General features: G+C 71.8%; 19 protein-coding genes and 1 tRNA gene. 15 read left to right on the top strand and 5 right to left on the bottom strand.

Annotation, left to right across the window (positions count from 1 at the left end; genetic code table 11):
- Positions 1 to 3: 3 nt before the first annotated feature.
- Positions 4 to 75: transfer RNA gene (locus ACGFN2_RS19130), tRNA-Gly, on the bottom strand.
- A 138-nt stretch (positions 76 to 213) separates the two neighbouring features.
- Here ACGFN2_RS19130 and ACGFN2_RS19125 point away from each other — a divergent pair.
- Complete coding sequence (locus tag ACGFN2_RS19125) at positions 214 to 837, top strand: hypothetical protein (RefSeq protein WP_393361854.1); 624 nt, start codon at positions 214 to 216, stop codon at positions 835 to 837.
- Between the two features lie 18 nt (positions 838 to 855).
- On the opposite strand, the gene ACGFN2_RS19120 is transcribed toward ACGFN2_RS19125, so the two are convergent.
- Positions 856 to 1,365, bottom strand: coding sequence for a VOC family protein (locus ACGFN2_RS19120; protein ID WP_393361851.1), 510 nt, complete (start codon positions 1,363 to 1,365; stop codon positions 856 to 858).
- A 349-nt stretch (positions 1,366 to 1,714) separates the two neighbouring features.
- On the opposite strand from ACGFN2_RS19120, the gene ACGFN2_RS19115 reads away from it, so the two are divergent.
- The 7 genes from ACGFN2_RS19115 (at position 1,715) to ACGFN2_RS19085 (ending at position 10,384) form a co-directional block, all read left to right on the top strand.
- Positions 1,715 to 3,028: a helix-turn-helix transcriptional regulator gene (locus ACGFN2_RS19115; protein WP_362613558.1), complete on the top strand. Its 1,314-nt coding sequence runs from the start codon at positions 1,715 to 1,717 to the stop codon at positions 3,026 to 3,028.
- Positions 3,029 to 3,260: 232 nt separating this feature from the next.
- Positions 3,261 to 3,884 carry a toll/interleukin-1 receptor domain-containing protein gene (locus ACGFN2_RS19110; RefSeq protein ID WP_393361848.1) on the top strand — a complete coding sequence of 208 codons (624 nt, stop codon included), beginning with the start codon at positions 3,261 to 3,263 and terminating at the stop codon, positions 3,882 to 3,884.
- Positions 3,881 to 6,190, top strand: a complete 2,310-nt coding sequence (locus ACGFN2_RS19105; protein WP_393361845.1) for a hypothetical protein — start codon at positions 3,881 to 3,883, stop codon at positions 6,188 to 6,190. The genes ACGFN2_RS19110 and ACGFN2_RS19105 overlap by 4 nt, the downstream gene beginning before the upstream one ends.
- A 29-nt stretch (positions 6,191 to 6,219) precedes the next feature.
- Positions 6,220 to 7,122: a hypothetical protein gene (locus ACGFN2_RS19100; protein ID WP_393361842.1), complete on the top strand. Its 903-nt coding sequence runs from the start codon at positions 6,220 to 6,222 to the stop codon at positions 7,120 to 7,122.
- Positions 7,119 to 8,396: an OmpA family protein gene (locus ACGFN2_RS19095; protein ID WP_393361839.1), complete on the top strand. Its 1,278-nt coding sequence runs from the start codon at positions 7,119 to 7,121 to the stop codon at positions 8,394 to 8,396. Before ACGFN2_RS19100 ends, ACGFN2_RS19095 begins: the two co-directional genes overlap by 4 nt.
- 15 nt (positions 8,397 to 8,411) lie before the next feature.
- Entirely contained in the window at positions 8,412 to 9,968 is a 1,557-nt protein-coding gene (locus tag ACGFN2_RS19090) for a hypothetical protein (RefSeq protein ID WP_393361836.1), read from the top strand.
- Positions 9,965 to 10,384, top strand: coding sequence for a hypothetical protein (locus ACGFN2_RS19085; RefSeq protein WP_362613541.1), 420 nt, complete (start codon positions 9,965 to 9,967; stop codon positions 10,382 to 10,384). Before ACGFN2_RS19090 ends, ACGFN2_RS19085 begins: the two co-directional genes overlap by 4 nt.
- 43 nt (positions 10,385 to 10,427) lie before the next feature.
- On the opposite strand, the gene ACGFN2_RS19080 is transcribed toward ACGFN2_RS19085, so the two are convergent.
- Together ACGFN2_RS19080 and ACGFN2_RS19075 are read right to left on the bottom strand one after the other, a co-directional pair.
- The gene (locus ACGFN2_RS19080; RefSeq protein WP_393361833.1) at positions 10,428 to 10,862 is read right to left on the bottom strand and encodes an HIT family protein; all 435 of its coding nucleotides are present in this window, start codon (positions 10,860 to 10,862) and stop codon (positions 10,428 to 10,430) included.
- 163 nt (positions 10,863 to 11,025) lie between these two features.
- Positions 11,026 to 11,592: a GNAT family N-acetyltransferase gene (locus tag ACGFN2_RS19075; protein WP_393362029.1), complete on the bottom strand. Its 567-nt coding sequence runs from the start codon at positions 11,590 to 11,592 to the stop codon at positions 11,026 to 11,028.
- 117 nt (positions 11,593 to 11,709) lie between these two features.
- Between ACGFN2_RS19075 and ACGFN2_RS19070 the strand changes: the two genes are divergently transcribed.
- Positions 11,710 to 12,108 (top strand): DUF3662 domain-containing protein, encoded by a 399-nt coding sequence (locus tag ACGFN2_RS19070; protein ID WP_362613537.1) that lies wholly within the window; start codon positions 11,710 to 11,712, stop codon positions 12,106 to 12,108.
- 170 nt (positions 12,109 to 12,278) lie between these two features.
- Here the strand turns inward: ACGFN2_RS19070 and ACGFN2_RS19065 are convergent, their stop codons facing one another.
- The gene (locus tag ACGFN2_RS19065) at positions 12,279 to 12,584 is read right to left on the bottom strand and encodes a hypothetical protein (protein WP_393361830.1); all 306 of its coding nucleotides are present in this window, start codon (positions 12,582 to 12,584) and stop codon (positions 12,279 to 12,281) included.
- 501 nt (positions 12,585 to 13,085) lie between these two features.
- Between ACGFN2_RS19065 and ACGFN2_RS19060 the strand changes: the two genes are divergently transcribed.
- The 6 genes from ACGFN2_RS19060 (at position 13,086) to ACGFN2_RS19035 (ending at position 19,434) form a co-directional block, all read left to right on the top strand.
- Entirely contained in the window at positions 13,086 to 13,697 is a 612-nt protein-coding gene (locus ACGFN2_RS19060; protein ID WP_362613531.1) for a flavodoxin family protein, read from the top strand.
- Positions 13,698 to 14,579: 882 nt separating this feature from the next.
- A complete protein-coding gene (locus tag ACGFN2_RS19055; RefSeq protein ID WP_362613528.1) occupies positions 14,580 to 15,584 on the top strand; it encodes a methyltransferase in 1,005 nt (334 codons plus the stop codon).
- A 29-nt stretch (positions 15,585 to 15,613) separates the two neighbouring features.
- A complete protein-coding gene (locus ACGFN2_RS19050; RefSeq protein ID WP_393361825.1) occupies positions 15,614 to 16,264 on the top strand; it encodes a thermostable hemolysin in 651 nt (216 codons plus the stop codon).
- Positions 16,251 to 17,822: an AMP-binding protein gene (locus ACGFN2_RS19045; RefSeq protein ID WP_393361822.1), complete on the top strand. Its 1,572-nt coding sequence runs from the start codon at positions 16,251 to 16,253 to the stop codon at positions 17,820 to 17,822. Before ACGFN2_RS19050 ends, ACGFN2_RS19045 begins: the two co-directional genes overlap by 14 nt.
- The gene (locus tag ACGFN2_RS19040) at positions 17,819 to 18,760 is read left to right on the top strand and encodes a TauD/TfdA family dioxygenase (protein WP_393361819.1); all 942 of its coding nucleotides are present in this window, start codon (positions 17,819 to 17,821) and stop codon (positions 18,758 to 18,760) included. The genes ACGFN2_RS19045 and ACGFN2_RS19040 overlap by 4 nt, the downstream gene beginning before the upstream one ends.
- On the top strand, positions 18,757 to 19,434 hold the full coding sequence (locus ACGFN2_RS19035) for an O-methyltransferase (protein WP_393361816.1): 678 nt from the start codon (positions 18,757 to 18,759) through the stop codon (positions 19,432 to 19,434). The genes ACGFN2_RS19040 and ACGFN2_RS19035 overlap by 4 nt, the downstream gene beginning before the upstream one ends.
- Positions 19,435 to 19,449 lie beyond the last annotated feature (15 nt).

Below are 19,449 nucleotides of genomic sequence, written 5' to 3'. Positions count from 1 at the left end.
AAGCCGACGTGGCGGGTGCCGCCCCCGCGCCCTCCGGGTAGGAAGCCCGGCGCTCTACTGCTGAGCTACACGTCGATGATCGGGAGAGTAGAGGCAGCACGGCGGCCGGGCAAACGAGTTTTCGACGGTGGGCGAATGACCCGGACTTACGTCCTGATTCGGGCAGTTCGGCCCGCTGCTCAGAAGGCAGAAGCGGCTTCATAGACTGCCCGCATGCTCCCCGGACGTGCACCTGCCCCTGACGCCGCCATGTTCCCCTTCGGCAAGCAGCGGATGCGCCGCACCCTGCCCGGTGCCGTCGCCGCGCTCGTCCTCGGCCTCCTGCTGCCGGTCTCCTGTGCGGTCTACGGATACGGCGTGGGCACCTGGGTGTTCGCGGTGATCTGGTTCCTGGTGTTCGGCCTGGCCGGGGTGGTCATGGCGTGGGCCGTGTGGGGTGACCGGGACGCCTACCTGGCGTTCGACGCGACCGGTGTGTGGTGGTGGCACGACAAGTCGGCGCACGCGGTCATGCCGTGGGACGCGCTGGAGACCGTGGGCCTGTTCTGGTGCCCGGGGCCGGGCAACCCGGGGCGGCGCCTGGTGAGCCTCGAACTGTGCCCCGCCGGCGGCGTACCGGAACCGCAGGAACCGGAACTGGCACCGCTGTTCGTCGAGGAGCAGGCCGGTCTGGCAGGTATACCGGACCGGCGCTACCGCATCGGCCTCCCGGTCTTCGCCGTCCGCCACTACGGCGGTGCACTGATCGAGGCGGCCCGCTCCGGCGCCGCACACCGCTGGGTCGGCGAACACGAGCGGCCCGCCGGGTACCTGCGGCCCGAGGACCTCATCAGCTAGCCGGAGCACTCGCTCCGGCTACGGCGTGTGGCCTTCCAGCTCCTCCGCCAGAGAGCTCTGCACATACTCCATCGCTCGTCGGTAGGACGGCTCGGCGAACCGCTTGGCCATCTCCTCGGCGGAGACCTCTTCCAGGCGCTGAAAGATCCACCACAGGTGGCCCTGTGGGTCGCGGACGCGCGCGGCCAGCTGTCCGAAGGCCAGCTCGGTCGGCCGCGTCACCAGGTGGGCGCCACAGGCGAGGGCCTTGTCGACGGTCGTCCGGGCGTCCTCGACGTAGACCCTCAGATGCGCGGGCAGGTGCGGCCAGCCGGGCTGCCGGTCGAACATCAACACCACCGAACCCGCCACGTCCACCTCGGCGTGGCCGACGCTCCCGTCCTCGTTGAGCACACGGGCACCGCGTTCGGTGGCGCCGAACACCTGCTGCAGGAACTCGATCTCCGCACCGGTGTCCTGCGATATCACCCAGGGGTCGATCCGTGCGTAGCCATCGGGAACGGGGCCCGGTTCATCCTTGATCGTCATGCCGTGACCCTGCCACAGATATCGCCCTCTTCGGCGGGAAAACTCCATAATGCGGCGGGCGTGAAGAGCGATCCGGCCGAGACGGCTCCGCCCGCGGGCCGCTCCGCTGCTCTCGCCCAGGGGGCGGCGAGGGTGCGCGTCCGGGCGGAGTTCTCGGTGTTGCGGAACGGGCTGCGCCCTCGAAGTGGCCGTGGTGTACGGCGTCCTTCCTGGGAGAAGGCGATTTACCTCGCCAGAAGCGGAGCGTGATGAAACCGATAGCAAGCAATTCGTGAAGGGTATGTGGAAGTTGCTGTGATGCGTGGCACACTCCCTTCACCGGTCGCGAACGACGAGGGGGGCGAGCGGGGTGCAGCGGATTCCTGTGCGGTTCGGGGCGGAGTTACGCCGGCGAAGGATTGAGGCGGGGCTGTCGCTGGGTGAACTGGCGATCCTGATCCGCTTTTCCAAAGGGCACTTGAGCAAGATCGAACGTGGCGTGAAGGCGCCCAGTCACGATCTTGCGCAGTTATGCGACAGCGCTCTCCACGCCGACGGGCACCTCAGCAGCCTGATTTCCGCACCCGAGCGCAATACCGCCGTCACGCCCATGACCGAGGTGGATGTCGGGACGCCCTGGTCCTTACGTATGCACGCCGGTGGCGAGAGCGACTTCACGGCATTCGATCCGGGTTCGCCCGGTGGTGCTGTCCTGCCCTCCACCATTGTGAGTTGGTCTCTCGCGCCACCGCTCCTCGAAAGCGGGGAGACGAATTCGGCCTTGCCGTACTTCCGCAATGTCTTCGACGAGTTCCGCCGGCTCGGGCAGCTCTTCGGGCCCTCGGTGGTCGCGCAGCTCAGCATCGCGGCCACCAGCGCCCTGCGGGGCATGGCGCACCAGGCACAGCCCGCCCACCGCGCCGTCGTGCTCCGGCTCGCCTCCCGGTTCGCCGAGTACACCGGCTGGATGGCACAGGAGGCGGGCAGCGACGCCGCGTCGCTGTGGTGGACCGAACAGGCGGTCCAGCTGGCCGCCGACGGCGGCGATGACGAACTGGCCGCCTACGCCCTGATCCGGCGCGCCGAACTCGCCCTGTACACCGGCGATTCGGTGGCCACCGTCCAGCTGGCACGGCGGGCCGCACAGCAGGCCAGCAGTGTTCGCATCCGCGGTCTCGCCGCACAGCGCGAGGCGCAGGGGCACGCGCTGGTGGGGGACCGCGACGCCTGTCGCCGGGCGCTCGACCGCGGAGCGGAGCTGACGTCCGGTGCGGTGCCGCCGGACGGGACGGACCCGGTCCTCGGCAGTATCCATCTGCCGGATCTGACGGCGTTCGTCGCCGGCTGGTGCATGCACGACCTCGGTTCCCCGGCGGAGGCCGTGACGTTGCTCGCCGATGGTCTGGACGCCATTCCGCCGGAATTCCGCCGCGCCAGAGCCCGATATGGTGCCCGGCTGGCGCTTGCACTGGCGAATGTCGGGGAAATCGAGCAGGCCTGTGCGATCGCGGAATCGGTCGCCTCCCATGTCGCCCTCATCGACTCGGCCACCATCCGCGCTGATCTTCTCCGTCTGAGCCGCGCCCTGAATCGTTGGCCAAAGAATCCTCTCGTCCGTCGGACCCTTCCCCAGCTCGCGATCGGTCTGCACACCCACCGGACCGGTCCGGGCACACCGGCCTGACTTCCCGAACCGCCACCCGCACCGCGCGGAAGACCGCGCGAAGAACCGCACACCCGCCGAACCCGTGGTGTTCCGTTGCCCGGCCGAAAGGCCGAGGGCAACGCGTTGACCACGCCTCAAACCCCTGTGAATCTCGGCTTTATCCCCCTGCGCCCGCGACAGCCCGAGGAACTCACCAAGCATCCGGCTGCCGCAATCCACCGCTGTCATCCCGAGGAAAGGCAGAACACCCATGGCCGGAGTATTCATCAACTACCGGACCGGCGACGGCGCCGTGGCGGCCGTCCTGCTCGACGAGAAATTGAAGGAGGTATTCGGGCCGGAGAACGTCTTCCGGGACCGCCGCACCACGGCGCCGGGCGCCCACTTTCCGCCCGAGCTCTGGCGCCACCTGGAAAGCAGCGGCGTCCTCCTCGTCCTCATCGGCCCGAACTGGCTCTCCCTGTCCGACACCGACGGCCGCCGCCGCATCGACGTACCGGGCGACTACGTCCACGACGAGATCCACCACGCCCTCACCTGGCGCAGGACCGTCATCCCTGTGCTGATCGACTCGGCCCGGCTCCCGGCCAAGGAGGAACTGCCCGCCGGCATCGCCGAGCTGGCGGAGCGGCAGTTCATGCAGCTGCGGGTGCCGTACGCCCATCTCGACCTCCCCGTCATCACGGAGGCACTGCGCGCCCACGTACCCGTGCGCAGGACGGAGCCGCAGCGGACCACGCAGCAGGCGCCGCCCGCGTACGGCGCCCCGCAGCCCGGCTCGCACTCCACCTATGACGGCTGCGCCGTCGCCAACGGCAGCGGCAACGCCACCGTGAACCAGAACGGCGACGCCCGGGGCGGAGGCGGGCGGTGAGCGAGAGCGAACAGGCCGGGCCGCAGGCCGCGGCGGAGGAAGCGCCCGCCGACGAGTCCGCTGCCGCCGGGGCGGAACCGGCACCGCCCGCGGCCGACCCCGCTGAGCCGAGCCCGGCCGGACCGTCCGACAGCACCGGGACCACCACCGCGAACGCCCCGGACGCCCCGGCCGCGGCCGCCAACGGCGACAGCCGGCCGTCGCCCCAGGACACCGTCCGGTCAACTCCCCGCCGGGAAACCGGCGACGCCGGCGACTTCACCCGCTACCAGGAGGCCCGGCAGCAGAACGCCCTGAACAAGCTCAAGCGCAGTGCCGTCGCCAACGGCAGCGGCTCCGCCTTCTACGCCGAGCAGCTGACCCTCGGCGGCGACAGCGGCGTCGAGATCCAGGTACTGAGCGTCTCCCCGCTGACCGTCGCCCACCACCTGGACTCCCATCAGGACGTCGACCAGCAGACCCAGATGGCCGCCCGGCTCGCCGCCCAGCACGTCCTGGTGCTCGCCGGGCAGCCGGGCAGCGGCCGCCAGGCCACGGCACTGACGCTGCTCGCCGGCCGCTGCCCCGACGACCACCTCAAGATCCTGCACAGCGAGGCCCCGGGCATCCTCCAGGCGCTCTGCCAACGCGCCGGCGAACTCCTCACCCCCGGCGGCTTCGTGGTGGACCTCGACGACCAGCCGCTGAAACTGTCGACCCTGGAGACCCTCGGCCACCTCGCCCGCAAACACCGCGCCTACCTCGTCGTCCTCGGCGAACTGGGCCCGGTGGACCCCGACCGCCTCCAGCCCCACGCCGTCGAGCACCGGCGCCCGGCCCTCGGCGCGGTGCTCGCGGTCCATCTGCGCCGACTGCTCGCCGGACACCCCGGAGGGTGCCCCCACCAGGACTGCACTGCCGAGCACACCACCGCGTTCGCCACACGGATGCTGGAGTCCCGGCAGGTGCAGCGCACCCTCGACGGAGCCCCGTCCGTACGCAGCGTCGTGGAGTTCGCCGAACTGCTGGCACAGAGCATCCACTCCGAGGACACCAGCCTCAGCGACATCATCGGCCAGTGGCGCGACCGCCTGCGCCGACTGGCCAAGCAGCTGCTCCAGGTCCCCGCCGACACCACCCACGGCCCGGTCCTGGACCCGCACCGCCAGGCGTTCCGGATCGCCTACGCGTTCTTCCACGGCCACCCGCTCTCCGACGTCTTCGAAGCCGGAGACGTCCTCAGCGCGACCGTGCTGCCGCGCTACGAGACCCGGGAACCCGCACCCGCCAACCACGTCTTCGCGCGAGAGCTGGACCAGCTGATCCCACCGGAGATGCGCGCCTCGGGGGATGCCCTGTCCGGCGGCCGCGCCGACGACAACCCCCGCTGCGCCCGGCTCGTGGACGAGGAGCTGATGCACGCCGTCATCGAGGTCGTCTGGCACGACTACGACAGCCTCCGAGACCCCCTGCGCGAGTGGCTGACCGCGCTGGTCGGCGGACCGCTGGAACGGATTCGGGTGCGGGCCGCGCACATCGCCGGGATTCTGCTCAGCCATGACTTCGACAGCGTCTACCGGGACCTGATCCGGCACTGGGCCCGCAAGTCCGCGGCGTACCGGCAGTCCGCCGCGCTCGCCCTGGAGATGGCCGCGCACGACCCCCGCATGGTGGGCAGGGTGCGGGCCCAGATCAGAAGCTGGCTGAGCAGCCCCCGGTGGGAGTTCCAGGACAGCGCGGCCCGCGCGTACGGCACCCTGGTCGGCGCCCAGGACGTCCCGGACGCCCTCTGGGCGCTGCGCGAACTGGGCACCCGGCCGGAGCTGGCGTTCAGCAGCTCGGTGGCGTTCTCGATGTCCTGGCTCTACCTCGCCGGCGCTCCGGGCCCGACCGCCGACGCCCTGGACCGCTGGATCACCTCCGGCAACGACCATCTGAGCAAACACGCGATCCGCAGCCTGCTGATCCTCAGCCGTTACGGCGCAGGACCGGACCGCCGCGACCGGCCCGTCCTGGCCGACACCGCCATGAGTGACGAGGACCGCGCCGAGGCCCTGGTCCGCCTCTGGCGCCACGCCCTGATGGGGCAGGACAGCGCGACCCGCTCCTGGGACCTGCTGCGGCGCTGGCTGCTCGCCGGGGACGCGGACAAGGAACTGGCCGCCTTCCTGGAGGTCCTCGTGCCGCGCGTCTGGGCCCCGCCGCTCTCCCTCCGCGCCGGGTTCTACCTCGGCATATGGGCCGGCCGGCACCCCGACTCACGCACCATCCGCCAGCTCCGGGACGGGCCGCCCGAGGCCGGGTCCGCTTCCGGCGCCGCGTCCTGACGACACCCCGTACGAAGAGGAGAGAGACCATGACCCAGCGCACAGGACTCCGCACCAGGCTGCGCAACTGGTGGCACCGGATAACGGGCAGGGACGGCACGGAGCCCACCGGGGGCCCGGACACCGCCGACGACCCGGAGCACGAGGACGGCCCGGCGCTCGGACAGGCGGCACAGCACGAGGTGGCCGTGGAGCTGCCGCCCGCCGAGGAGACGCTGTCGGTGGCGGCCGAGGGCGATGTGTTCACCTTCGAACTCGTCCCGCACTTCCGCTGGAGCAGCCGGGAGATGACGCTGGACGTCCTGCGGGAGCGTGCGGCCCTCCACGAGGACGCGGCCCGCCGCAAACTGCTGCGACGCGCCTGGTCCGTCGCCCGCACCTGCGACCCCGGCGACCCGGTGGCCGCCGAGAAGACCGTCAACAAGGAGCTGCGCGGCGGCTGGTGCTACCACGACGACAAGGGCCTCATCCGCTGCCGCCCCTCGGTGCGGATGCGGATGGACCCGGCGCTGCGCGACCATGTGCGGCCCTTCCACCTCGCCGAGGTACGGATGGTGAACGAGCACCGCCTCGGCAAGCTCAAGGCCGACCAGGTGCGGGAACTGACCGAGCGCTGGCTGCAGGTGATGAGCGAGCTGGAGCTGCTCGGCACCCTCGGCGCCGCCGAACGCAGGCTCCTGGTGCCGTTCGCCGCGGCGCTCGCCGACGAGGACTTCTGCAAGGTGATGCAGGCCCTCAAGAACACCCGCCGCAACGGGGCCGAGGCGCTCGCCGACGTCCTCACCGCGGCGGCCAAACACCATGAGCAGGTGGGCCTGTTCGAGTACGCCAACGCCTACGACAAGGCCCTGAGCGAGTTCTGCCGCCAGATGGGGCTGAGCCCCTTCTCCTGGGTGGACACCGTGGGCGAGGTCGGGGAGCTTGCTCCGTGAACGTCACCGACACCACTGACCACGCGGCAGCGGCCCGGCGGACCGGGCGGCGCCGGGGCACGCCCGCCCTCGCCGGCGCCCTCGGAACGGCGCTGCTGGCCGGCCTCCTCAGCGCATGCGGCGAGGCACCGCGCCTGGACGCCTGCGCCTGGATGAAGGAACCCGCCGACAGCACCGGCCGTACGGTCGTCCTCGTCGACGACTCCGGCTCCGTACGCGGCAAGACTGCCGGACGCGACTACGCCCACAGCATCGGCCCGCTGCTCACGGCGCTGGTCGAGCGCAAGGACACCGTCTCGGTCGGCAGCTTCAGCGGCGACTCCACGCAGATCACCTGGATCGCCAAGGACCGCTCGACCGACTGGGTCAGGGACAACCACAACACCATCAACCAGAAGAAGCGGAAGCAACAGGCCGTCGGATGCCTGACGGGCCTGGTCGGCAAGGCGCAGCGGGCCGCTCCCCGCAGCGGCGGCAGCGATGTCCTCGCCGCCCTCGCGGCCGGAGCGTCCTCGCTCGACGGCACCTCCGGCCGCCGCGGCCTGCTCGTGCTGACCGACGGGCTGTCCACCACGGGCTGCGCCGATCTGCGCGCGGCCGCCTTCCGCGACCGGAGCGAGATCAAGGCCATCACCCGGGTCTGCGCCGCCCGGGACGAGACACCGGACCTGACCGGAGTCCATCTCACGCTCGCCGGCGTCGGCCAGCCGGCCGCCGACCGGCGCGCGCCCACGGCGGCCCAGCGGACCTGGCTGAGCGACCTGTGGCGCAGCCTGTGCGGCGCCGGCCGCAAGAAGACCTCCGGCACCTCCTGCACCCTCGCCCCGGCCGCCATCGGCACGGCAGAGCACAGCCGCCCGCGGAAGAAGGTGCCCCAGGACCCGGCCGTGCGCTACGCCCAGGACCGCCCGGAGAGCTACGAACTCCCCGGCGCGGCGCTCTTCGACACCAACGCGTCCACCGTCCGCCCGCAGGCCCTGCCGCTGCTCAACGATGTCGCGGTCAGCGCCCGCACCACCCCCGGCAGCCGGGTCACCGTCCTCGGCTACGTCGACCCGCGTGGCCGGCCGGACAACAACCACCAGCTGTCCCAGGCACGCGCCGACGCGGTGAAGGACGTGCTGACCGGACTCGGGGTGCGGCGGGTGACGGCACACGGCCGGGGCCTGCCCACGGGCTGTGCGAAGCCGGACCACGCGCCGGGAGGCCGGATGTCCGCCGAGGACAAGCTGCAGTGCGACCGGCGCGTCGATATCCACATCACCAGGAAGTGAGGGCGACGGGCAGCGATGAACACCACCAACGGAAAGGACCGGGCGGGGCCTGCCGCCCGCTACCAGTCGGCGGTCGACTGCCCCGGCGGCGACCCCGCCTTCGTCGGCCTGGACCTCGGGAAACGGCCGTCCGCCAGGCCCGTGGACCAGACCGACAGCCGGGAACAGGCCGCCCTCATGCGCGCCTTCACCGATGCCAACACCGCGCTGACCGCGGCACAGCCGGGACTCGGCACCGCGGCCACCGCGGTCACCGAGACCTTCCAGGAAGCCCGGACGACCCTGGAAGCGGCCGAGCGGTTCGTCGTGGCCCGGTCGTCCCGGCAGGCCCAGGAGCGGGTCGGAGAACTGCGCGCCCGCCATGCCGATGACGGGCCGGAGAGCCTGCGCCGCCGGCCGGTGCTCTGGCGACGGCTGCTGTGGCCGACCCTGGTCGCCTGCGTCGCCTTCGACACGATGTTCATCGGCACCCTGATGCAGCGGTTCTTCGGACTGGGCGACGGCGAATTCGGCTACTACCTCGCCTACTTGCCCGGCTTCGGAGTCGCGGTCTGCCTGCTGGCCGCGGGCAGCCTCCTCGCCGAGTCGGTCTTCCGGCGGCGTACCCGCACCGCCCGCACGCTGGAGCGGACGCGCCGCGGACCGATCGCGGCCCTGCGCGAGGCGCTCTGGCCCAGCAGCCCGCGTACGGAACGCCGCAGGGCCGGCGAGCTGCCCTGGCCCAACGCGGCCGGGCCGGTGCTCTTCACCCTGGCCATCCTCACCATGGTCGGCATATGGGCGCGGATGCGTGCGGCAGGCGCGGTGCGCGAGCACGTCGACCTGGCACCGGACCAGAGCGCCGTCGTCATCCTCACCCTGGTGCTCAGCACCGCCGCGATCGTGGTCAAGGTGCTCGCCCACAACCCCTGCGCCGACAGCGACCGGGAGGCCCGGCAGGGGGTCGCCGACGCGGAGCAGCAGGGCAGAAGGCTGCTGCGGGCCGCCCGGCGCAGCCTGGTGGCGCACACCGCGTCCTGGTGGCGACTGCGGTCCACCGTCGAGGCGGCGGTGAGCGAGGCCCACCGTACGCTCGACGAGGCCTGCATCCGGATCGTCGAGGAGCGCGCCCGCACCGGTGTGGCCGGCAGCTACGACCTCCCGCTGACCGCACGCGTGTGGCCCCGCCCCGCCGCCGCACGCAACGGCACCCGGCCCGGCACCGGAGACCGTCCCACCCCGCCCCGGGCCCGCCTCGAACTCCTCGACCACGCCTACACGGTGCTCGAACGCTACGGCCCCGACGCGCTCGAAGATCGCCTCAACGACATCGCCGCCGACCTGAACGCGCAGTTCCACGCCGCGCCGGGGCAGCCCGTCGCGCAGGCCGAAGCGACGAGTCCGGACGGGGACCGGCCACCTGAGGGCGCACCGGCACCGGAGGACGTCCCGGCTTCCGAGAAGGACCAGGCGCCGGAAGGGGACCAGGCGGCTGAGGAGCACCGGCCGGGGCCCGCGGAACCACCCGTGGGGGAGTCCCAGGACGCCGGCACGGTCCGCCGGCGGCCCGAGGAAGGAGGCCCGGCCTCATGACCGTGCCCGCCCACCTCGGCCCGGACGAGGTGAAACACCTGGAGTTCCTGCAGGCCGTGATCGCCCGCCACGCCAACACCTCGTTCCTGGTCAAGAGCTGGGCCATGACCGTCAGCGGCGCCTTCATCGCGGTCGCCACCCGCGGGCCGAGCTGGAAGACGGCCGCGGTCGCCCTGGGACTGGCGGCCGGGTTCTGGCTGCTCGACAGCTACTACCTCCGCCAGGAACGGAGGTTCCGCAGCCTGTACGAGAAGGTCGCCGAACGCGGGAGCCCGGGGGTGCCGCCGTTCAGCATGGACGCCGAGCGGCACGGTGGCCCCGTGCCCTGGCGGGCGGTGGCACTGTCCCGGACGATGCTGCTCTCCTACGGCGTCCTGGTCGCCATCGACACCATCACGGTCCTCTTCCTCGCCTGACCGCCGGGGACGGCCCCCGCACCCGCACGACCCGCGCTGCGGCTCAGCTCCCCGCGGGCCGAACGGCGGTCCACGGCAACAGCAGGCCGTCGCCCTCGGCGCGCGGGACCAGGTGGAGATGAAGATGGCGGACGGTCTGGGTGGCCGAGGCGCCGCGCGAGGTGATCACGTTGCAGTCCCCGGCCTCCGCGGCGAGTTCGGCGGCCCGGAGCATGGTGGCCGCCGACACCACCGGGTCCTCGGCGACATCGGCGACATGCACCCGGGGGATGAGCAGCACATGCCCGTCGGTGACACCACCGTGACGGGGCCGGATGGCGAGGGTCTCCGGCCACTCGCGCAGCACCGTGGCCGGCGCCCGGCCGCAGACGATCAGGCAGAAGGGACAGCCCGGCGGCCGGAGGCCCAGCGGACGCCGCGGGCGGACCTCCGGCATTGTCTCGTCGGCCGGTTCGCGGAACTCCCCAGCACTGACCATCGTTCCTCCGCAGGGCTGGCCGGACGGTTCGGACTGGTGTCACCGGTCCGGGCCGACGGGCGCATCCGCTGCCTCCATCATCGACCATGGGCCCCGCACACGCGGCGCTTGACCGCTTCCGGCCATTTGTGCGCCGCCGACCGCCGTCCCGGGCGAGCAGCCGTCACCAGAGCCTGTCGATCTCGCCCGGATACACCTCGATACGGGAGTGCGGGAACGCGGAACGGTGGCTCCGGGCCAGGGGCGAGAAGAAGTCGCCCAGGGTGACCTTGTCGAAGCCGGGCCGGTCACTGGGGAACGGGTTCACAGGTGTGCCGCCGATGACCACGGCACCGGGCAGCCACTGCCAGCCCGCGCCTTCGTAGAACGTCCGCAGCGGCCGGTCGCAGGTGAACAGGCCGATGTCCAGGTCCATGCCGGCCATCGCCGCACGGGCGGCCGTCACCAGGCGGTGGCCGTGGCCCTTTCCACGGGCGGTGGCGCGGGTCACGACCGTGCTCAGGCCCGCGGCCCGGTAGCGCTGTCCGGCGTGCACGATGTCCTTGGTGAGGATGTCCAGCGCGGCGAGCACCGTGGCCCCCTCGACCAGCAGCATCGACACCGGCCGCAACGCCTGGTCGTGGGCGAACGTGCCGGGCGCCGACGCGGAGTCCGGCGGCCATGCCTCGTCCTGGAGCTCGCACACCTGCGTCCGCAGCGCGGGTGGGGTGGCGGCTTCCGGGAACGTCATGATCGGCACGCGCTCATTGTGACGGCCCGCACGGCGGAGGCCAAGGGAGTTCCGGCGGCCGGAACCGCCCCCGCACCGCGTCGGCATGTGGCGTTGACCCTGGGGCAGGCGACAAGCATGGGAATACTGAGGCGTTGGGAGCGCGTGGTGGAGGACTGCGAGAGCGCGCTGTTGGCCAAGATCTTCCACACCGAACCGGTCGAGTTGCTCGAAGCGCTACGGCAGGAATGCGACGACCATGCGGTCGTGTGCAGCCCGAGCCGGGTCCTCGTGCCCAACGACTACACCGTCGAACTCGCGCAGCGGGTGCACGACGAACTGGCCGCCCGTGGCGGGGAGGTGGGCCGGCAACTGACCGACGTGCTGGCCCGGCACGCCGCCGACCGCGGTTACGAATGGGCGGGCCCGCTCACCGTCCATGTCACGGCGGCCGAGGTACCGAACGGCCGCTACCGTATCTCCAGCGCGGCCCTCGCCCATGTTCCCGCCGTCGCCGCCGGTCCCCGAGGGATGTGACCCGCCGGGGCCCCGGCGCCGGGCCGACGCGGACGCCCACTCCGCCGCCCTGCTCTTCGTGCCCGAACCGGACGGCCGTCCCCGCGTGACCGCGGATGTGCGCGGGAACGGGCCGCCCTGCTCAGGTCACCGTCAGCGGCTACCGGTCAACTGCCGCTTCTGTGGCGGGTTTACAGCGGCCGGGCCCACAGGTCGTACTTGAGGCCCGAGCCGTCGCAGAAGGGGTCGGCCCACTTTCCGCTGCTGACCAGGTCGGTGCCGGCCGCCTGGCACCCGCTGAGGGTCCAGAACTTCTTGCCGGTCCACACCGTTCCGGGAGGGCCGTCCATCGGCTTCACCTGCTGCTGAGCGGAGGAGACGGCCGACACCGCGCCCTCGGCCCCGGTGGCGGCGTGCGCCTGGGAGGCACCGGTCAGGCCGATGACGGTGAGTGCGGCGGCGGCGACCGCGGTGCTGAGAATTCGCCTGTTACGCATGGGTTGTCCTTTCCCCGTGATCAGGGCCCCGTGCGGGCCCGTCACCTTGCACACGGATGACGTCCCCGCGACGTATGACACCCCTTCATGTGACCTGGGTCACATAGCTATTGAGGGTGGGCCGGGGAGCCGCGTCCATCGCGACGACCGGTGAAGTTCCTTGACCGAAAAGGGATTTGACGGGTGAGTGGCCCCCTGGGAGTGGCTCCGCGCGTCTGGTAGGGAAGTGTGCCGTGGCGCCCGATTTCACCCGACGACGTGAGATCGGCGCCGAATCGGCCGTGATGACGGGTGTCCGACGCGATGCGTCTGTGTCGGGAGGTGTGGGAGTGGTTGTGCAGGATGTCCCCACCTGCGGATTTACCTGTTCTTTTCAGGGTGTTGGCCGGAGACGCTTGCCTTGGAAGTGCGGGCATGGATAGCGTAACCAGCGCCTAAAGCTTTCTGGACAGCTTTAGTGAAAGCTAAAACCATCGTTTCGTTCCCGGGTGGGGGAGAAGTATGCAGATCAAGGTTGCGGTGGCGTATCACAGTGGATACGGCCACACCGCAAAGCAGGCCGCGGCCGTCGCGGCCGGCGCGGAGAAGGTCCCCGACACCCAGGTGCGACTGGTCTCCCTCGCCGAGCTGAACGACGAACTGTGGGAGGTGCTGCAGGAGTCCGACGCCCTGATCTTCGGCACGCCGACCTACATGGGCGGCAGCAGCGCCGTCTTCCGCGCGTTCGTCGAGGCCACCAGCCAGGTCTGGGGCGACAACATGCGCTGGAAGAACAAGATCGCGGGCGGCTTCACCAACAGCGGCAACATGGCGGGGGACAAGCTCAACTCCCTCATCGACATCGCGCTGTTCGCCGCCCAGCACGGCATGGTCTGGGTCGGCCTCGCCGAGTACGGCGGCTGGAACACCTCGTCCGGCAGCCCCGAGGACCTCAACCGGCTCGGCAGCTGGCTGGGCGCCATGTCCCAGTCGAACAACGACGAGGGCGCCGACGTCACGCCCTGCGCCAGCGACCTGCGTACCGCCGAGGCACTCGGTCGCCGGATCGCCGAGACCGCCCACGTCCACGTGGCGGGACGGGCGGCCGTCGGATTCGACGAGGTGTCCGCCTGATCATCGGTGACCCGCACTGAGGCAGCTGCGACGGGGGGACCCGATGAACAGCCGTCAGGAGCCTGCGGCGACCCCTGCGGACTCACGGTCCGGGGCGGTACACCGCGGCGTGATCAGCCGTCACCCACTCATCGGGACGGCGGTGGCCGGGGCAATGGCGGCCCGCGTCGTGGGGGCGCGGGCACCATGGCCGCGCTCGCTCCAGGCGCCCCTCCGGGCGCCACGGCCCGCTCCCGGGGCCGCCCGCCGTGCGGCGCCCCCGGCCCCGGCACACCGGCCGTCAGCCGTGCGCCGCGGGCGGGAACGGAGGGCCCGGCTGTCCTCCCGGCCCCGTGCGGCCGCCGCCCGGCGCCACCCGTGGCCGGCCTGTCCCGGGAGGCGGTGACGTCGTCGCCGCACGGGCTCCGCGAGGCCTTCCTCATCCGGCCCCGACCCTCCGATGTCCGCTCCTCCATCCACCGGCCCAGGCCGCCTTTTCCCGGCTCCTTGCCGGCCCCGTCACGGGGCTGGAGAGGAAGCGACGGGGCCGCGGAAGCTCCGCGGCCCCGCGAGGCCCGGCCGGTCGCTCCGGTGCCGTCCCGGCACCGGACGGCGTCAACAGGCAGCCGATCGCGGCCCGACGCCACACCGCCCCGGGGCCCTTACCCCGGAGTGAGGTACCACGGCCGGCAAGGCGTGGCACACCTCCTGCGCGCCCTCGCGGCGCCGCCGGAGCCGCTACGCCCCCGGGCGTACCGGTTCCCACCGGTCCCGGCCGGCTGAAGCTCGTCCCCGTTCGGCAGTCCCAGCACCTTCCCCGTGCCCGCGCCCGCCGCGCGCACGGGATGTCCTGGCCGCGCCTCCGCTGTGCGGCCGTTCCCTGCCATCCCGAGGAGATCAGCCATGTTCAAGACCACCACCGACGCCGAACTGGCGGGCAACCCGATCGATGAGGTGATCGGCTCCACCATCCGCTACGCGGCGCTCACCTCCGCCGCCAAGCTCGGCATCTTCCGCACCCTGGAGGAGGACGGCCCCAAGACCCTCGACGAGCTGGCCACCGCGATCGGCGCGACCACGGACGGCACCCGCGCGGTGGCCGATGTCGCCGCCGTGCTCGGCTGGCTGACCCTGGAGGACGGGCGCTACCGCAACGGCCCCCTCGCCGAGCGCTGGCTGGGCAAGAACGCCGAGTACGACTTCACCCCGGCGCTGCTCTGGGCGTACGAACTCACCAACGTGATGTGGGAGCTGCCGCAGGCCGTCCGGGACGGCAAGCCCGCCCAGTCCCTGTGGGAGCGCTGGGCCGACAACCCGGAGGCCGGGCGGGACTTCTCCGCGTACATGCGGGTCAAGTCGCGTCTGACCGTGCAGCCCATCGTCGACGCCGTCCCGCTGCCCGAAGGGGCGCGGCGCCTGCTCGACCTGGGCGGCTCGCACGGACTGCACTCCATGGCGATGTGCCAGCGGCACCCGGAGCTCTCCGCCACCATCCTCGACCTGCCCGAGGCGCTCGCCGACACCGGCACCGCGATCGAGAAGGCGGGCCTGGCCGACCGGATCACGCTCCAGCGCGGCAGCTTCCTCAGCGGCGACCTCGGCACCGGGTACGACGTCGTCTTCCTCTTCGAGATCGTGCACAACCACACCGACGAGGAGAACCGGGACCTGGTCGCGCGGGCTGCCAAGGCGCTGCGTCCCGGCGGCCGGATCGTGGTGCTCGAAGATGTCCGCGGTGAGCAGCTGGAGGAGCACAACGCGGCGTTCTCGCTGGCCATGTACGCCTGCTCCGGCGACCGCACCTACAGCGAGCCGGAGATCTCCGGATGGCTCAGTGACGCGGGGATGAAGTCCGTCGAGCGCATCGCGCTGCCCTCATCCGTGTCTCTGGTCGTCGGCACCAAGTAAAGCCGGCAGCCGGGGAAGGGGGGAGCACCGTGCAGATCGATCTGGCACACCGGTCGACCAGCTCATGGCTGGACGCCGCGGACCTCGCTCGTGAGGTGTACGCCCAGGCATACGGCGCCGATGTGGCGCCCCGGCCCGACTCGTTCATCGTCGCCCGGCCGGCCTGCGGCGCGGCGGAGAAGCCCTGCGCGCCACTGGCCTGCGCGGGGCTCACCTTCGGCAGAGACCAGGAGCTGTTCTCCGAGCGGTACCTCGATACCGGTGTCGAGGACGCCGCGCTGTCCCGACTCGGGACCCCGGTCGACCGCAGGCGGGTGGTGGAAGTGGGGGCACTGGCCACCCGCCGCGCCTCGGTCGGCCGCGAACTGATCAGAGCCACCCCGATCATCGCCTGGTGCCTGGGCATGGAGTACATCCTGTGCACCGTCACCCGGAGTCTGATCACCACGCTGGACCGCACCGGCATCTCCTTCGTGCCGTTCGCCCCGGCCGACCCGCTCCGGCTGTCTCCCGACGAGGCGGCCCGCTGGGGCACGTACTACGAGCACGAGCCGCAGGTCGGCGTCATCCCGCTGAACGCCCTGGACCGGCTCTTCTCCGACGCCACCGGACGCTACTCCGTCACCGATCTCCAACTGAGCATCAGCGCCATGGAGGTGGCCGGTCATGCTGGGCATTGAGCAGAGCCTGGTCAGGTTCGGCGAGTCGGCGCGTCCGCTGATCGAGGTGCTGGGCGAGGACGGCACCCTGGCCAGGACCCTCAGCTACCAGGAGGTGACGCGCCGGGCCGCGGAACTCGCCGAGCGGATCGGCGCCCGGGAGGGGCGGCCGCCGCGCATCGGTGTGGTCTGCGGCAACACCCCCGAATTCGTGGTCGCCGACCTCGCGCTGATCGCCGCGCGTGCCACCGAGGTGCCCGTCCCGCTGGCGTTCTCCGCCGAGCAGGCCGCCGGTCTGCTGGAGGAGACCGATCTGTGCGTGGTGGACGCCGCCGGCCAGGCCCAGCTGAACCAGTGGGGCAGGGAACGCGTCCTGCCCCCGGAGTGCACGGTGCTGCCGCTGTCCACGGACGGGCCGGTGCCGTCCGCGCCCTTGGTGCTGCCGCCGGCCGGCGTCGGGGCGGCGGACTGGGAATGCAAGATCATCCACACCTCCGGGACGACCTCACGTCCCAAGGGGGTACGGATTCGGGCGGCGGCCCTGAACGAACTGCTGGGCTCACTGGGGTCGGTGATGCCCGGCGGGGCGTTCTCCCGCTATCTCTCCGTCGTCCCGTTCAGCCTGCTCATCGAGCAGGTCACCGGCCTCTACATGGTCCTGCTCGACGGCGGGACAGTGGTCCTGATGCCGCCCGGCAAGGCCCTGGTCGGCACCGCGGCGGCAGCCCCCGCCGATGTCCTGCCGTACGTGACGGCCGCCCGGCCGACCGCGATGGTCGCCACGCCCGCGCTGGCCGACGCCTTCGCCGCCGCGGCGGACGACGCCGTGGCGAGCGGACAGCCGGTCGCGCCGGCCCTGTTCGGCACGCCCGGAGCGCCGCTGATCTGCTGCGGCGGGGCGCCCGTCCACCCGGATCTGCTGCGGCGACTGGAGGACCACGGGCTCCCCGTGCACGAGGGGTACGGACTGTCCGAGAACAGTTCCGTGGTCAGCTGGAACACCCCGGACGCGCGCCGCCCGGGCACGGTCGGCCGGCCGCTGCCACATGTCCGCGTCCGGACCGCGGACGACGGCGAACTCCTGGTCAGCAGCACCTCGCTGTTCGCCGGGTACACCCGCGACGACCCCTCCAGCCTGGTCCTGGACGCCGACGGCTGGCTCCGGACCGGCGATCTGGCGCGGATCGACGAGGACGGGTTCATCAGCATCACCGGTCGCAAGAAGAACGTCATCATCACCGCGGCCGGCCGCAACGTGGCGCCCGAGTGGGTCGAGGCGCAGTACGCCCAACTCCCGTTCGTCCGCGCGGTCGCCGTGATCGGAGACGGGATGACCGCCCTCCACGGGCTCTTCCTGGTCAAGGAGTCCACCGACCTGGCGGCGGCCGAGGCCGCGGTCAGGGAGTTCGGTGAAGCGCACCTCTCCGAGGTGGAGCGGATCGCCGTACCGCACCTCGCCGTCGCCGACGAGCGCCTCTACCGCCGGTTCTTCACCGTCACCGGAAGACCCATGCGGGCAGCCATCCGCACCGCCCTGTCCAACGGAACGCTGTACGACCACCAAGGAGCAGACGCATGACCACCATCGCTGACGTCGAGCCCTACGGGGACGCCACCGGCCGGCTCGTCCTGCCCACCGGGGACAGGTCGCTCGGCACGCTGGACCCCGCATGGGTCACCGGGCTGCTCGCCGACGCCGGCTTTCTGCTGTTCCGGGGCTTCCGCACCGACCTGGAGGAGTTCACCTCCTTCGTGAAGGCGCACTCCAGCCGGATCACCCTCGACCCGGCGCGCTCCTTCCACGGCGGCGAGGTGGCCCAGAAGGTGGACGCGGGCACCGCCGCCGTCGGCCTCCACCTGGAGAACGGCAACAGCCCCTTCGGCCCCGACCTGACCTGGTTCCTGTGCGAGAAGGCCGCCGCCAGCGGCTCCCAGACCACCGTCTGCGACGGCTACCGCGTCTGGGACGCGGCGAGCGACACCGCCCGCGAGGTCTTCGGCGTCAAGGACATCATGTACACCCGCCGGGTGGAGGAGGCCAAGTGGAAGGCCTTCGTCTGCCACCAGACGGAGGGCCGCAAGAAGCTCGACGACATCACCTTCGCGGATATGAAGGACCTGGTGGGCGGCAATGTGTCCACCACCCTCCAGCTCGACGACGACGGCTCCCTCCACTACGCGTACCGCACCGGCGCCGTCCACCGCACGCTCTTCGGCAGCCGGCTCTCCTGGGCGAACAGCGTCTTCGGCCCCTCGTACAACTACGAGGCGCCGCATATCACCTTCGCCGACGGCACGGAGATTCCCGAGCAGCTCCTCGCCGAGTTCCGCCGCCTCACCGAGGAGCTGACCGAGGAGCTGGACTGGCAGGACGGCGACGTGGCCCTGATCGACAACACCCGGGTGATGCACGGCCGGCGCGAGATACTCGACACCGACCGGACCATCTACAACGCGCAGAGCTACCTCGACCCCGCGCTGCTGGCCGCCGTGCGGGACGGGAGGGCACAGGCATGACGACCGCCGCCACCGGCCTCGACGACGAGCGGGTCGGCGCCGTCCTGGGCGAGATCGCCCGGAGCGCCGAGCACAACGACCCGGACGTCATGAAGCGCGCCTACGCCACCGCGGCCGACTGGCCGCAGCCGCCCACCGCCCAGGAGGCGGCCGAGCTGTGCGCCCAGGCCGCGCTGCCCGTGCACCCGCAGGTCGGCACCTTCCTGTACCAGCTCATACGGAGCCTGCGCCCGGCCCTCGTCGTGGAGTTCGGCACCTCCTTCGGCGCTTCGACGATCTATGCGGCGGCCGCCCTGCGCGACAACGGCAGCGGCCGCATCATCGGCTCCGAGCTGCACCCCGGCAAGGCCGACCGGGCGCGCGGCCACCTGGAGCGCGCCGGGCTCGCCGACTACGCCGAGATCCGCACCGGCGACGCCCGCGACCAGCTCGTCGCGCTGCCCGGCCCGGTGGATCTGCTGCTGCTGGACGGCTGGAAGGAGCTCTACCTCCCGGTCCTCAAGCTGCTCGAACCCGCACTGCGCACCGGCGGCCTGGTCGTCTCCGACAACCTGCCGATGCTGCCGCCCGAGTTCACCGACCATGTCCGCACCGCCGGCAACGGCTATCTCTCCCAGCAGCTGCCGCTGGGCGACGGCATCGAATTCTCCGTCCGCCTCCAGGAAGGGCCGTGACACCGGTTCCGCCCG

Origin of the sequence: Streptomyces sp. NPDC048612, assembly GCF_043199295.1 — a bacterium.
GTDB lineage: Bacteria > Actinomycetota > Actinomycetes > Streptomycetales > Streptomycetaceae > Streptomyces.
This window is presented reverse-complemented; position numbering and strand designations above follow the sequence as displayed.